This window comes from Clostridioides sp. ES-S-0123-01, from assembly GCF_020658415.1.
In the GTDB taxonomy this organism is placed as follows: domain Bacteria; phylum Bacillota; class Clostridia; order Peptostreptococcales; family Peptostreptococcaceae; genus Clostridioides.
This window is the reverse complement of the sequence record NZ_JACVWD010000006.1, coordinates 183,396-196,862: the sequence shown is the minus strand read 5'-3', so window position 1 is coordinate 196,862 and position 13,467 is coordinate 183,396. Positions and strand designations below refer to the sequence as shown.

Here is a 13,467-nt window from a genome sequence, read left to right as displayed (position 1 = left end):
ATATTAATATTTAATTATAGATTTTTTAATAAAAATTAATTATTTATTCTTAAATAATAAAAAATGCTTGTGTTGTAGTTAACTCCAAGTAGTATACTCTATTTAAGAATTGAGTAAAACATAATGAGTTTTATGTAGAGATATTGTACAGTTTATAAATCATATCATACTAAAAAGGAAATAAGGGAATTGTTTTCTAAACTTACAGGTGTTAATGTTGATGAAAGCCTATATTTAATACCACCATTTTATACAGATTTTGGAGAAAATATAAGAGTTGGAAAGGATGTATTTATTAACCATGCTTGTACATTCATGGATAGAAGTGGAATTACGATTGCAGATGATGTACTGATTGGACCTTAAGGTAAATCTTATAACAATAAACCCTCCTTTAGAGCCCTCAGAAAGACATTCCACTGTGTCTACACCCATAGTTATAAAGAGGAATGCTTGATTAAGTGCAGGAGCAATGATTATGCCAGATATTACAGTAAGTGAAAATACTGTTGTTTCTGCAGGAGCAGTAGTCACAAATGATGTACCTCCAAATACTGTGGTTGCAGGTATCCCTGCTAAGATAATAAAAACTGTATGTTAGATTCTAAGTTTAAATTTGGTTATTAGTTCAATAGAATATTATTATAGTATTTCAATAAAAAAGACATTTTTAATTTAATTAAGTTTGTCTTTTTTTATTGATTTTTATTATACTCATTTCAAGTTTTATTGTCAAAGTTCTTGACAAGTAAACTTGTCATAAGTATAATAAAAGTACCAAGTAAACTTGGCATCCAAATAGGAGGTATCTTACATGAATAAAGAAGAAATTTTAAGTAAGAGTCGTCAATCCACTAAAGATGAAGGCTTAGAGTATATTGAAAATAAAGGCAGAAAAATAGGATATTCAATTTTCATATGTGTCTTCGCTTTCATTGTAATATTTAACGCCTTTATTGGACAAAAGAGTGATGCAGTATCTGCTTTATTTTGGACATTTGGTCTTGCTGAAAATATAGCAAAATACCAATTCACACATGAAAAAAAGAATTTAATTTTGGCTATTGGTTTCTTAATTACAACTATATTCTCATTAACTAATTTTGTTTTATCATCATTAAGGTAAGCAATATGAATGAAGAATTAATATTAAAAAATCACTTAAAAATAGCAAGAACAGAGAAAAAATTATCTCAAAGTCAGCTAGCTGAAATGGTCGGCGTGTCAAGAAACACTATTAGTTCAATAGAAACAGGTCAGTTTAATCCAACAGCAAAATTAGCACTTATTTTATGTATAGCTCTAGATAAAAAATTTGAAGATTTATTTTACTTTGAATAAAATGTATTGTAGTCATAAAATATAAAAGAAACCATAGTTATTGTATATTTTATTCACTTCTAAAACTCAAAATAAAAAGAGTTAAATAAATAAATAAAACAAAAAGAGTAAATGGTTAGATATTTATTATCTTATCACTTTACTCTTTTATTTATTTTAAAGTCTTATACATCTCTTTAATACCCTACATTCCATATTCATTAAAATAACTCCTATTTTCAAAAACCTCATTTTTAAATCCATATGTTGTCTAAATATAAAATAAATATACAGGTACCTTAATAAATATGTTGCAAAATTATTAAGGTACCTGTATAATATATTTCATAAGGTGCCTTATCATTATAAATCATATTATTTAGGAGGATAACATGGAAAATGAAAAATCAAACATTAAATATTTAAAAGAAGAACCAATAAAAAAAACTATTCTTTATTTATCTATTCCTATGATGATAGGAATGTCAGCTGGAACTATCTATAATGTAATTAATGCCTACTTTATAGGTTTAGTTCATGACACAGCTATGCTTAGCGCAATAACATTGGGACTCCCTATATTTACAATTCTAATGGCTTTTGGAAATATGTTTGGCGTTGGTGGTAGTACATTCATAACTAGGCTAATTGCACAAAATAATAGTGATGAAGCCAAGAAAATTGCTGGATATACTTTTTATGCAAGTATTATAACAGGTCTATTGATAGGTCTAATTGGCTACTTACTAATGAATCCTATTATTAGATTATTAGGTTCCGATATGACTACATTTGAATATACAAAACAATATGCAATTACACTATTTGTTGGCGGATTTTCTATTATATTGAACTTCTCTCTTGAACAAATTGTAAGGTCTGAAGGTGCATCAAAAGAATCTATGTATGGTATGTTTGTAAGTGTAATAGTTAGTATCATATTAGATGTTTTATTTATACTAGTTCTTAATATGCATGTGTATGGTGCTGCATTATCAATGATACTTTCTAACATTGCATCTAGTGCTTATTATGTTTGGTATTTAAATGTTAAAAGCGAGAACCTTAGAGGGTTTTTACATTACATAAAAATCAGCATAAACAGTCAAGTTGAAATATATAAAGTTGGTGTATCCCAATTAATCCAATGCTCTTTCTTAATTGTGACTACATTATTATCCAATAACTACTCTATGCAATATGGAAATAACATAGTTGCTAGTTTTGGTATAGCACTTAGAATTGCTCAAATTCCAGAATTCTTTGTTATGGGTATTGTTTTAGGTGTAATGCCACTTATAGCATATAATTTTTCTAATAAGAATATACCTCGTTTAAAGGAAAGTATAAAGTATTCTGCTTTATTCATATTTGTAATCGCAGTTGTATTTTCAGGAGTTGTTTATATATTTAGAACCCAAGTAATACAAACATTCTCAGTTGATACGTCAGTTATTGAAATAGGAACGTATGTATTGGTAGCTATGTTAGTATCTGCCTTATTCAATGGAGTTACATCTTTATTTATGACAATATATCAAGCATCAGGAAAAGGCATTGAAACAGGTATAATGTCTATAAGCCAAGGTGGATTGTATATACCTATAGTAATATTGCTTAATTATTTTTATGGACTTGATGGGCTAATATGGTCTATGACAGTAACAGAAATTATAACATTTTTAATAGGTGCAGTTTTATATATACCTTATAGTATAAAACTTAAAAAGGCATCAACTAAAAATAAAGTAAGTCTTATATAAGATTTACTTTATTTTTAATTTTAATGTTAGTCAATACAAATTATTTTATTATATGTAATTATTAATATATTAATCAATTTTATTAAAAATAACAGACTTCTCTTTTAAAGAGATTTTTCCTACTTGATATCCATATTCATTTAATTCTTTTTTATATTTTAAAAACGAATGGTCTATCTCTATTCCTGCAATATCTTTTATTTCTTCAAAAGTTAATTTAAATGATTGATTACCATTTTTCTTGACATATTCCCATAAAGAACTATATTTGCTCATTTTATATCACTCCTTTTAAAATTATATCTTATCTATTAGTTTATATTCTATCACTATTAATTTATAAAGTTATGCTACTTATTATTTATATGAAAAAATATACAAATAATAAGTAGCAATTTTTTATAATTATCATATTTTCTTCATATTTAAGAAAAGTCACTCATAGTTAAAATATTTTTTTTAAGAAAGTTTACTTCATCAGAAAACAAATTTTAATTGTTCTTATTTTTATTATGTAATTATTCAAGACAATATGTCATTGTTGAAATACAACTCTAATAACTAAATATTTTTATACATTCACTATTTAAAAATCTTTTTTATTGAATTTAAGTTAAATTTATCGACATTTCAGTAATAGCGTTTTCTTCATTTTCAATATGAATGTAGATTCTATTATAATTAAAGCTCTACATCAATCTTTTTACCACTCATTGAACAACAACTAACTTTTGCCTTATCAATAGAAAATATTTCAAACTTACCGTCTCCTACAGAGTACATCTGACCTAAACTTGGCATTATTTCAAGTGCCTTAGCTTGTGTTTCTTTTGATGTAACGAATACTGCTTCACCCAAAATACGTAGAGTATTAAGTTTTTGGTCTATACAGCAAAGCTCAACCTTTGGATTAAAAATAAGTTGCTTAAACATATCTTTTTGATTAGATGTGCAAAATGTAAGTTTGCCATCATATTCCATAGCAAATCCTAGAGGACGCACATGTGCTTGATTGTTCTCATCAGCTGTTGCTAAATAATAAACTCCTGCTTTGTTCAAAAATTCTAATACTTTCATAATTTTTACACCCCTTTTAAATACTTGTATTAAGGATTATCCTTTGATATAATTTTAATATAAAATAAGAAAAAAACAAGTATGCAGTTTTTTCTGATAAAGTATAAAAAAGATACTATTGGAATTGAGGAGTGAATTAAAATGAGTTTAGATAATAAAAATAATATAACTGAAAATGCTGAAGAATTAACTTGCCCTATACGTTACGCATTAGATGTTGTTGGTGGAAAGTGGAAATTACCTATTATATGTATGTTAGCAGTTGATAATCCAATTAGGTATAGTAGTATAAAAAGAAAATTAGATGGAATTACAAATACTATGCTAGCTCAATCATTAAAAGATTTAGAGTCTGATGATATTGTTCATCGTAAACAATACAATGAAATTCCTCCAAAAGTTGAATATACATTAACGGATAAAGGTAAAAGTATTGTACCTATTTTGCGACAATTTGCTAATTGGGGCGCTATTAATATGCAGGAGAAAAACACATGCGGACTTAATTGTAAAGAATGCAGAAAAATAACTTAATCATATAATATACAATCATTACAAACTTTTTTTTAGTTCTTTAATAATATATAAAAATATTTTTGTTAGTTTTCAATATTTGCTACATATATTTATTTCTATATAAAATTTGTTATTATATATAATTTTAAAATTTAAGATAAGGGGAATTAATATGTCAAATAATATCAAAATAATAAAAAAAGAAATAAACTATTTCTTATTAATAAATTTTTTACTGATTGCTTTTACATCAATATTTTTATTTTGGTCAATATCAAAACCAAATAATAGTGAACTTATATCAAGCTTCTCTGTATTATTTATGTATATTCCTGCATTTTCAGCAATTGTTGTCCTAAAAAAAGTTTCTAATTACAAGTTTGATTCAACAGTAGATAAATTTTTAAAGTTTTTTGCTATAACTACAATTATAAGAATAGTAATATCTATAGCTGAAACATTTTTAATCCATAGTAGTATTATTTCTTCAACAATAGATACATTAACATCTTTTTATCTTTTAGCGGTTGTTCTTTACAATGAATTTCAATTTGAAGTTTTAAATTTATCTTTAAGTAAAAATTTCAAAAAAGTTTTAGGTATTCTATTAATATTCTTGATATTAATTATAGTTAGAAGTGTTATTGATAAAGAGGGTTTATCAATTAATATTGTAAATAAATTTTTCACAGTATTTATAAATATAATTATAAATTTATGTTTTGGCTTTAATTTATTTTTTGGAGAAGAATTTGGATGGAGATACTTTCTTCAACCTAGACTACAAAAGATTTATGGCAAAAAATTTGGTGTATTAATTTTAGGTTTTATATGGGGAATTTGGCATTTGCCTCTTTGTGTCACTTTGTACAGTCCCGAAACCCCATTTTATTGTGTTATTTCCCATATATCATATTGTACCTTTATAGGAATATTTTTAGGATATACCTATATGAAGACCAAAAACCTTTGGGCACCAATATTAATCCACTTAGTAAATAACAATGTTTATATTATACTTAAAGGAGGTACCGAATCTATATTTACATTAGAATCACTATTATGGAGTATTCTAGTTGATGCTATATTGTTTTTACCATTCTTATTTACTAGAGAGTACAAAACTAATAACTATGATGAAAGTTCTAACTAGTCTATAAATACATAAATCTCTAGACATAGAGGCTTTTTATATTTGTCCATAATATTGATAAAATACCTGTTTTAATATATATAAGAGTAGTCCTTATGGTATATAAGTAAAATAAAATTACTTTTTATGTAAATTTTAATAATTTGCTCATTTTAAAAACCACTTTTCATTAGATGTAAAAAAGTGGTTTTTAAAATAATATTTCTACATTTAATTTTTAGCTCATTCTTATCTAAAACAGATTATTATATATTTATATCAATCTAAAAATAGCCATTTTATGTTTTATGGTATAATAAAAATAATACATACCTTACTTTATTTTAAGTAAAATAATTTCTTAGTTTAATTTATATAGAACAGTTAAATCGGCAAAAATCAATCTAATAAAGGACTTCATAAATTTAAATATGGATATAGAAGTAGCTCTTCAAAATCTAATCGTTATTTTACATTTTGTGGTATAATAAAAATCAAGAAGGACTATACTTTATTGTTGTAGAGTAGAGTCCAGAAATTATTGATTATTCTTTTTGAACTTAACTTTTAGTTCAAAACTAAAGCTACTCTTTCGTGAACTGTACCCACTGTTTTATACAGTTAAAACATGTAAAAATAGGTTTTGCATTTGGATATAGTTCTATTGCTTTATCAAAAGTTTCGAACACCAAGTTATTGTTATTTGATTTTCCAATAACATATGAAATTATACTTCTATCGCCTAAATCTAGAATTGCACTTAAATAGGCCTTCGTCCCATTGGTTAATTTAAATTCAGTTACATCTGTTAACCATTTTTGATAGGTTTTATCTGCACTAAATTTTCTACTTAATACATTTCCAGCGATTACTTCTGGTTTACATTTAACATAACTGAATTTCTTTTTTCTACAAACAGACCTTAAACCTACGCCTCTCATTAGTCTGTACACTCTCTTGTGATTGACATTAAGTTTATACTCTCAGTTTAACTGCATAGTCATCCTTAAAGAGTCAAAAAAACCCATTCTTTTCTTCATATATCTTAGTTATTAAAGCTGCTAATTTAATGTTTTCAAGTTCTAAATTACTTTTATATTGATTGAGCCATTTATAGTATGTTTACAAAAATTTTTAGTTTAAATTATAATTTTATAAAAAACTAAATAATTTCAATATTACAATTAATAGATGATAAAATTAAAACTATATTGCTTAGAAAAATAATTAAGAATTTGAAATGGTGTATCTACCATATTATATTTTAAATATTTTTTAAAAGTTAATATATAAAAACAGGATGAGTATATAAGTCACCCTGTTTTATATATTAAACTCTAAATTTAATAAGCTCAAGTGTGTCATTTAATGCTGACATACTATCTATTTGAATCATTAACCACTTACTTCCATTAAAGAATTTTATCTCATTATACAATTGCTTTATATAATCACAACAAGTGTTAATAAATAAGTCAACCTCAACTCTATTACTTTCATTTACAATGACTAAAGCTTTGAAGGAACCTTCTTGAGGATATAAGGTACATAATGACTTTCCTCTTTTTTTGTATTTTACATTCCAACCTCTTTGCATTGAACATTTGCTATACTCGAGTTTTGGTTCCACACTATATGTTGAACTTAATATACTATTTAGCTTGTCCCACAATGGACTATTAATAAATTCTTTGATTTGTTCAAAGGTTGGTTTATTATCTTGGAAAAATGTATCTTGCCAATCCATATTCATCACCCTTTCTATTGTTCAATAGACACTGGAATAGTCCAATGTTCCATATATGCCACTTCAGGTGTAGTAGGATAATACATTTCAATCGCAAAATCAGTGGCTATTAAATTATGATTCTTCATCCATCTTTCCATAAACTTATCCGCTTTAAAAACAGCTGAATCAACTAACTCATTAAAATTTTCTGCTTCAAATCCACACACTAAATATTCTTTAGCAGGTAACTCAAAAATACTATATCCTTCCACCAATGTACCTGGCTCCACTTCTATACCTGCCATATACATACAATTACCTTCTTTTGCACTTCCCATATAAAGAGCAGCAAATTCATTTCCACCTGGGATTTTATTTGGTATATTGTGTTTCTGACTTCCAAGTTTCATCCATAATTCCTTTGCTATCGCTATGCCAGTTGTCTCACCACCCATCAACTGGCAAATAGGTATTTCTTTTTCTATTCCAATAAAAGTCCTTGGGTTACTCAATCTTCTGCGAGTTACTTCAATTACTATATCATCAGCAATCAGTGGCACACCTTCATCAACCATAATATAATTTAAAATTAATTCTGGCTTAACAAATTGATTAAGTTTTACTGGATTTGCTCTATATTCCTCTGGAGTTAATCCATATGCTTTTTTAAAAGCACGTGTAAATGTCTCATGACTTTCAAATCCAAAATTTAAGGCTACATCAAGTATACGATTCTTATGTTCTGCTAAATGTTCAGAAGCTTTTGCAAGGCGACGAAGCTTTATATATTCCATTACGGTCTTATTAACTAACCTTTTAAATAATCGTTGATAATAAAATGGTGATAAATTAGCTGCATTTGCTAAATCATCAATAGATATTTCTTCTGATAACCTTTCTTCTATCAATTCTAGTGTAGTTTGAATGGATTCCCATGCATGCATATTATAATTCCTCCTTATAGTTATCTTAAGCTTCTATATTTATATTATCAAAATCATAAAAATTCTTCTTGATATACAGTGCCTTTTTTAATCTTTACAATACTTACCAACAAGATTATTTAAACTTATTTAACTTGTATTTAGACAAGTATTCTCCCACTTCTAAGTAATATCATAAGTGGTTATTAGTTCTCTACTCTATGTTGAATATTGTAATATTAATAATAGGCTATATGACAATTACAATATTTTATTGTAAATATAAAGTATTGCAGTAAAAATAAAATATAGCAAATCTTATTTGAAGATTTGCTATATTATATATTTTATTAAATTGTTTTTAAACACTGTATTTATTTCTTTACTAAAAAATTCCTTCATATCATCCAACTGCTCTTTAGTATATACATATTTTCCATATCCAAATTGACCATATTTAAACTTTCTATCATCATTTTCCATTGGCAATAATGTGTCTGGATAAATTTCTAATATTCTATTTTTAGCTTTAGTTGTATATCTATGAGATATAACTTCAAATATAATTTTTCTATCAAAATCTTTTGGAAGAGCTTCTTTTATACTTCTAATCAGACTTCTATACTCCTCTTCCCAACCTTCATATAAAAACACAGGAGCTATTATAAATCCAATCTGATATCCAACTTTTGCAAGCTTTACAGCTGATTCTATTCTTTTCTTTGCAGAAGCTGTATAATGCTCATGTCCATCTATAATTCTAGGTGTATTTATGCTAAATCTTATCTCTGTATGGTTATTATGCTCAGCATCCAACAAGCTATCTACATCACTGTATTTAGTAACAAATCTAAATCTTCCCTTTTCTTCTTTTCCAAAAAACTCTATTGTCTTTTTCAATGAATTAGTATATGGCTCTACTGGAACAGGGTCTGATGTAGCTGCTCCTTCAAATATGGTTACTTGTGGTTTTCTATCTTCAATATACTTCTTTGTTTGTTCAAGTATCTCATCTATATTTACAAACACCCTTATAAAGGGTTTATCACCTAGTTGTGTGTTTAAATAACAATATTCACATCTTCCCATACATCCACTGACAAGTGGTAATTGATAGTTGGCAGAAGGTTTACATGTTTGAAATTTCAAGCTTTTCCTAGTACCAACTACCATTGTTTGTTTTCCATTTCTATATTGTTCATATAAATTTTCTCCTGGGATATGTTCCTTAATCCTATTTGATGATATCTTAATTATTTCTACATCTTTTTTATCCTTAAATTTATCATATATGTTTTTCCCAATATCAGTATCTAAGCTACCTTTTTCAAATATTATTCTTTTAGGATTAAACATTTATTTCACCTCTACTTAAAGTTTTTAAAATGAAGATTTTTATAAAATATTACTTAGTTAATCTTCCCCTTTTTAAGTTTCTTTATTTATCAGAAAGTAAAATAAACATTTGAGATAAATTTATTTTTTTGCATTAACTAATTACAAGTTTATTTACTTATAACAACTAACACAACCAATTTTTATCTAAAATTTAATTTATAAATTTAATTTACAAAGATTTATAGTATATTTCTCTTATTTGTTCCTTATTAAAAGTCTTTGGATGTCTCTTAATATTTGCAGCAGATATTTTCATACAGTTATCAGTTAACCAATCAATATCTGATTTTACAATACCTAAGTCACTTAGCTTTATATCTAAATCTATCTTTTTAAGGAAATTTTTAACTGCACCTGAACAATCTTCTGCACAAGTTCCACCCAATAGTTTTGATATATTTCCAAACCTTTCAATATCACTATCCCATGAACTTTCTACAATAGTTGGTGTTAAAGCTGCAAGCCCTTTTCCATGCATTACATCTTTAAGACCACTTACAGGATGCTCCATTCCATGTTGAATAGTTGTTCCAGCTGTACCAATTGTCATCCCACCAATAGTGCTTGCAAGTGTTATTTTCTCCCAAGCTTCTAAATCATCAGAATTATTGTATACATTTACTAAGCTTTCTGATATAAGTTCAATCCCATAGATAGCCTGTACATCTGCAAGAGGATTTCTTCCATTAGAAAGATATGCTTCTATGTTGTGAGCAAGTGCATCAAATCCAACTGATGCAATTATATGTTTTGGCATTGTTACCATAAGCTCTGGGTCAATTATTGAGGCTTTTGCATACATGCTATTCTTTTTTATAGATTTTTTATCTTTAGTATCTGAATTTGTAAGCACTGCAAAACAATTCCCTTCACTACCTGTGCCTGATGTTGTTGGAACTAAAACTATAGGTAGTGCCTCTTCACCTTGTTTAATTCCAAATATGTAATCATTTAAATCACCTGGATTTTTATAAGAAAAAGCTATACTTTTAGCTGCATCCATTATACTTCCACCACCAAGACCTAAAACACAATCACAACCAGTTTCTTTTATAGCTTCTACGCCTGCATATATAGTAGTTATAAGAGGATTTTGCTCTACTCTATCAAAAACTTCATATTCTACTTTAGCACCTTTTAGCAAATCTATTGTCTTATCAAGTAACCCTGTTTTCTTTGTACTGTTTTTCCCAGTTACAATTAATACTTTTTTACCATATTTAGATACTTCTATTCCTACATCATTAATTCTTCCTCTTCCAAATAAAATATTTACTGGCAAACTATAATTAAAATTCATGCTAAAACCTCCTATTTTTCTACTTTAGTAATAACTTTATTTTTTAATAAAAGTATAATTATGTATTGAAACATAATTTATAAAATAATCTTTTACTTAATTATATGTATTATTTTATTTCATATCAAGTTAACTCTATTTAATCAAATATATTTCTTGCTGAAGTACCATTAAATGATTAAAACTTAACTAAAAATTATAAAAATAAAAAAGAGTTATCTAAAGATAATTTCAATCATCTTAAGACAACTCTTTTCATTTTTGTATCATACAAATTTTTTAAACTTTATTTTCCTATATTTTAAGTCTATAACTCTATTAACATATTCATAAGTTTATTACTTCTTTGTACAAATGAATCTAATTCTCCTGGCTTTAATTCTTTATTAGAAAGTAAAGCTAAATCAGCTATTTGATTACATATAAGTGCTACTTTATCTTTCTTTTCTTCATCATCTTTAAGAGAAACTAATTTTTTGATAATTGGGCTGTTTTCATTTATTACAAGAGTTTTTTCTTCCTCAAAGCTCATTCCTAAATCCATTCCAGCAAATCTTGACTGCATTTCTGCCATTCTAATAGATTGTTCAGATACTAAAATCATAGCTGGAGTTTCTTCGTTTTTTAATCCCTCTACAGAATAATTTTTCACTCTTTCTCCGACAGCTTCTTTAAATAACCCTTCTATCTTAGCTACCTCTTCTTTATTTTCTTCACTATCTTTATTTTCATTTTTGTCTTTTAATACATCAGAAAGGTCTGCATCTATTCTGTTGAATTTAACACCATTTTCTTTGTATTCCATAAATGAAATAAAATGAGTATCTATTGATGAATTTAATACCACAGCATTTAGGTCATATTCCTTAAATAATTTTATATATTGTGATTGTTGCTCTTTATCACTTACATAGAATACTTTATTTTCATGTTTTTCTTTACATTTTTCTAAATAATCTTGAAGTGTTATATACTCATCATCAATAGTTTTAAATAATATACATTCTTTCACTTTTTCATAGAAGCTCTCATCTTTTAAACAACCATATTTAATGAATATTTGTATATCATCCCAGAACTTGTTGTATTCTTCCCTTTGATTTTTACAAAGAGATTTTAACTTATCTGCTACTTTTTTAATTATATGTTTAGAAATTTTACTTACATCTCTATCATTTTGTAAGAAGCTTCTTGATACATTTAGTGGTAAATCTGGGCAATCTATTACACCTTTTAATAAAAGTAAAAACTCTGGTATAACTTCTTTTATGTTGTCAGCTACAAAGACCTGATTGTTATATAATTTTACTTTTCCTTCTGTCAATTCAAATTCATTTTTTAATTTAGGGAAATAAAGTATACCCTTTAAATTGAAAGGATAATCAACATTTAGATGTATCCAAAACAAAGGTTCATCAAATACATTGAATACTTTTCTATAAAACTCTTTATACTCATCATCAGTACAATCCTTTGGAGATTTAAGCCATAAAGGATTAGTATCATTTAATGGTTCAATTACCTTTACATCTATAACTTCTTCTTCTTTTCCATCTTCTTTTTGCTTTTTAGCTTTTTCTTCAGCTTCCTTAGCTTCTCTTTCTAATCTTTCAACATCTTCTAAATATATCTCTACTGGTAGGAAAGAACAGTATTTGTTTATTATTCCTCTTACAGTAAATTCATCTAAAAATTCCTTACTATCATCATCAATAAATAGTGTTATCGTAGTTCCTCTGTCATGTCTACTATCTGATTCAGATATTTCATATTCTGTACCACCTTCAGATATCCATCTTACAGGAGTTGCTCCTTCCATATATGAAAGTGTATCTATTTGTACTTTTTTAGACACCATAAATGCAGAATAAAATCCTAACCCAAAATGACCTATTATGTCATTTGACTCTTCCATTTTATCCTTATATTTATTAAAGAAATCTTCTGCACCTGAAAAGGCAACTTGGTTTATGTATTTTTTTATTTCTTCCTCAGTCATACCTATTCCATTATCAATAAATTTAAGTGTACCCTCACCTTTATTTACAGATACAGTAATTTTATAATCTGATGGATTATTTTCTGATATTTCTCCTAATGATATAAGTCTTTTGTGTTTACTTACTGCATCACATGCATTACTGATAAGCTCCCTTATAAATATGTCCTTATCAGAATATAACCATTTTTTAATTATAGGAAAAATATTTTCTGTATGAATTGAAATACTTCCTTTTTCAAACTCCATTTTTATCCCTCCTCATTTTATAATTACTATTTTAAATTTTTTAAAATAGTATGTCAATATA

General features: G+C 26.6%; 15 protein-coding genes and 1 pseudogene. 7 read left to right on the top strand and 9 right to left on the bottom strand.

The genetic code is table 11. From position 1 onward, the window contains the following. The first annotated feature begins 189 nt into the window (after positions 1-189). The 5 genes from IC175_RS15710 to IC175_RS15695 all read left to right on the top strand — a co-directional run bounded on the left by IC175_RS15710 (position 190) and on the right by IC175_RS15695 (position 3,083). Positions 190-366 (top strand): hypothetical protein, encoded by a 177-nt coding sequence (locus tag IC175_RS15710; protein WP_227434704.1) that lies wholly within the window; start codon positions 190-192, stop codon positions 364-366. Between the two features lie 112 nt (positions 367-478). Then, a complete protein-coding gene (locus IC175_RS19485) occupies positions 479-601 on the top strand; it encodes a hypothetical protein (protein ID WP_255613004.1) in 123 nt (40 codons plus the stop codon). A gap of 213 nt (positions 602-814) precedes the next feature. After that, on the top strand, positions 815-1,126 hold the full coding sequence (locus IC175_RS15705) for a DUF6442 family protein (RefSeq protein ID WP_227434703.1): 312 nt from the start codon (positions 815-817) through the stop codon (positions 1,124-1,126). Between the two features lie 5 nt (positions 1,127-1,131). Then, on the top strand, positions 1,132-1,341 hold the full coding sequence (locus tag IC175_RS15700; protein ID WP_021382875.1) for a helix-turn-helix transcriptional regulator: 210 nt from the start codon (positions 1,132-1,134) through the stop codon (positions 1,339-1,341). Between the two features lie 371 nt (positions 1,342-1,712). Further along, the gene (locus IC175_RS15695) at positions 1,713-3,083 is read left to right on the top strand and encodes an MATE family efflux transporter (RefSeq protein WP_227434702.1); all 1,371 of its coding nucleotides are present in this window, start codon (positions 1,713-1,715) and stop codon (positions 3,081-3,083) included. 69 nt (positions 3,084-3,152) lie between these two features. Here IC175_RS15695 and IC175_RS15690 read toward each other — a convergent pair whose 3' ends face one another. Both IC175_RS15690 and IC175_RS15685 read right to left on the bottom strand, forming a co-directional pair. Further along, positions 3,153-3,359: a hypothetical protein gene (locus tag IC175_RS15690; protein ID WP_227434701.1), complete on the bottom strand. Its 207-nt coding sequence runs from the start codon at positions 3,357-3,359 to the stop codon at positions 3,153-3,155. A gap of 405 nt (positions 3,360-3,764) precedes the next feature. Then, complete coding sequence (locus tag IC175_RS15685) at positions 3,765-4,160, bottom strand: pyridoxamine 5'-phosphate oxidase family protein (protein ID WP_227434700.1); 396 nt, start codon at positions 4,158-4,160, stop codon at positions 3,765-3,767. Between the two features lie 141 nt (positions 4,161-4,301). Between IC175_RS15685 and IC175_RS15680 the strand changes: the two genes are divergently transcribed. After that, positions 4,302-4,694 (top strand): winged helix-turn-helix transcriptional regulator, encoded by a 393-nt coding sequence (locus IC175_RS15680; RefSeq protein ID WP_227851707.1) that lies wholly within the window; start codon positions 4,302-4,304, stop codon positions 4,692-4,694. 154 nt (positions 4,695-4,848) lie between these two features. After that, complete coding sequence (locus tag IC175_RS15675) at positions 4,849-5,829, top strand: CPBP family intramembrane glutamic endopeptidase (RefSeq protein WP_227851706.1); 981 nt, start codon at positions 4,849-4,851, stop codon at positions 5,827-5,829. Positions 5,830-6,392: 563 nt separating this feature from the next. Here IC175_RS15675 and IC175_RS15670 read toward each other — a convergent pair. The 7 genes and pseudogenes from IC175_RS15670 to htpG form a co-directional block, all read right to left on the bottom strand. After that, complete coding sequence (locus IC175_RS15670; protein WP_413927147.1) at positions 6,393-6,677, bottom strand: DDE-type integrase/transposase/recombinase; 285 nt, start codon at positions 6,675-6,677, stop codon at positions 6,393-6,395. Positions 6,678-6,719: 42 nt separating this feature from the next. Then, positions 6,720-6,776 (bottom strand): annotated as a pseudogene (locus IC175_RS19715) (hypothetical protein); the annotation flags it as partial. Between the two features lie 362 nt (positions 6,777-7,138). Further along, a complete protein-coding gene (locus tag IC175_RS15665) occupies positions 7,139-7,555 on the bottom strand; it encodes a DUF3788 domain-containing protein (RefSeq protein ID WP_227483424.1) in 417 nt (138 codons plus the stop codon). A 14-nt stretch (positions 7,556-7,569) separates the two neighbouring features. Further along, complete coding sequence (locus IC175_RS15660; RefSeq protein ID WP_227483425.1) at positions 7,570-8,481, bottom strand: helix-turn-helix domain-containing protein; 912 nt, start codon at positions 8,479-8,481, stop codon at positions 7,570-7,572. Positions 8,482-8,793: 312 nt separating this feature from the next. Then, positions 8,794-9,816: a spore photoproduct lyase gene (gene splB, locus IC175_RS15655; protein ID WP_227831404.1), complete on the bottom strand. Its 1,023-nt coding sequence runs from the start codon at positions 9,814-9,816 to the stop codon at positions 8,794-8,796. A 211-nt stretch (positions 9,817-10,027) separates the two neighbouring features. Continuing rightward, the gene (locus IC175_RS15650; protein ID WP_227851705.1) at positions 10,028-11,158 is read right to left on the bottom strand and encodes an iron-containing alcohol dehydrogenase; all 1,131 of its coding nucleotides are present in this window, start codon (positions 11,156-11,158) and stop codon (positions 10,028-10,030) included. 307 nt (positions 11,159-11,465) lie between these two features. Next, complete coding sequence (gene htpG, locus IC175_RS15645) at positions 11,466-13,406, bottom strand: molecular chaperone HtpG (protein ID WP_227851704.1); 1,941 nt, start codon at positions 13,404-13,406, stop codon at positions 11,466-11,468. Positions 13,407-13,467 lie beyond the last annotated feature (61 nt).

What these genes read in the sequence shown, in the direction of transcription:
- IC175_RS19485 (WP_255613004.1), top strand. Translation starts at nt 479, where the DNA reads ATGCCAGATATTACAGTAAGTGAAAATACTGTTGTTTCTGCAGGAGCA.
- IC175_RS15705 (WP_227434703.1), top strand. Translation starts at nt 815, where the DNA reads ATGAATAAAGAAGAAATTTTAAGTAAGAGTCGTCAATCCACTAAAGAT.
- IC175_RS15700 (WP_021382875.1), top strand. Translation starts at nt 1,132, where the DNA reads ATGAATGAAGAATTAATATTAAAAAATCACTTAAAAATAGCAAGAACA.
- IC175_RS15695 (WP_227434702.1), top strand. Translation starts at nt 1,713, where the DNA reads ATGGAAAATGAAAAATCAAACATTAAATATTTAAAAGAAGAACCAATA.
- IC175_RS15690 (WP_227434701.1), bottom strand. Translation starts at nt 3,359, where the DNA reads ATGAGCAAATATAGTTCTTTATGGGAATATGTCAAGAAAAATGGTAAT.
- IC175_RS15685 (WP_227434700.1), bottom strand. Translation starts at nt 4,160, where the DNA reads ATGAAAGTATTAGAATTTTTGAACAAAGCAGGAGTTTATTATTTAGCA.
- IC175_RS15680 (WP_227851707.1), top strand. Translation starts at nt 4,302, where the DNA reads ATGAGTTTAGATAATAAAAATAATATAACTGAAAATGCTGAAGAATTA.
- IC175_RS15675 (WP_227851706.1), top strand. Translation starts at nt 4,849, where the DNA reads ATGTCAAATAATATCAAAATAATAAAAAAAGAAATAAACTATTTCTTA.
- IC175_RS15665 (WP_227483424.1), bottom strand. Translation starts at nt 7,555, where the DNA reads ATGGATTGGCAAGATACATTTTTCCAAGATAATAAACCAACCTTTGAA.
- IC175_RS15660 (WP_227483425.1), bottom strand. Translation starts at nt 8,481, where the DNA reads ATGCATGCATGGGAATCCATTCAAACTACACTAGAATTGATAGAAGAA.
- splB (WP_227831404.1), bottom strand. Translation starts at nt 9,816, where the DNA reads ATGTTTAATCCTAAAAGAATAATATTTGAAAAAGGTAGCTTAGATACT.
- IC175_RS15650 (WP_227851705.1), bottom strand. Translation starts at nt 11,158, where the DNA reads ATGAATTTTAATTATAGTTTGCCAGTAAATATTTTATTTGGAAGAGGA.
- htpG (WP_227851704.1), bottom strand. Translation starts at nt 13,406, where the DNA reads ATGGAGTTTGAAAAAGGAAGTATTTCAATTCATACAGAAAATATTTTT.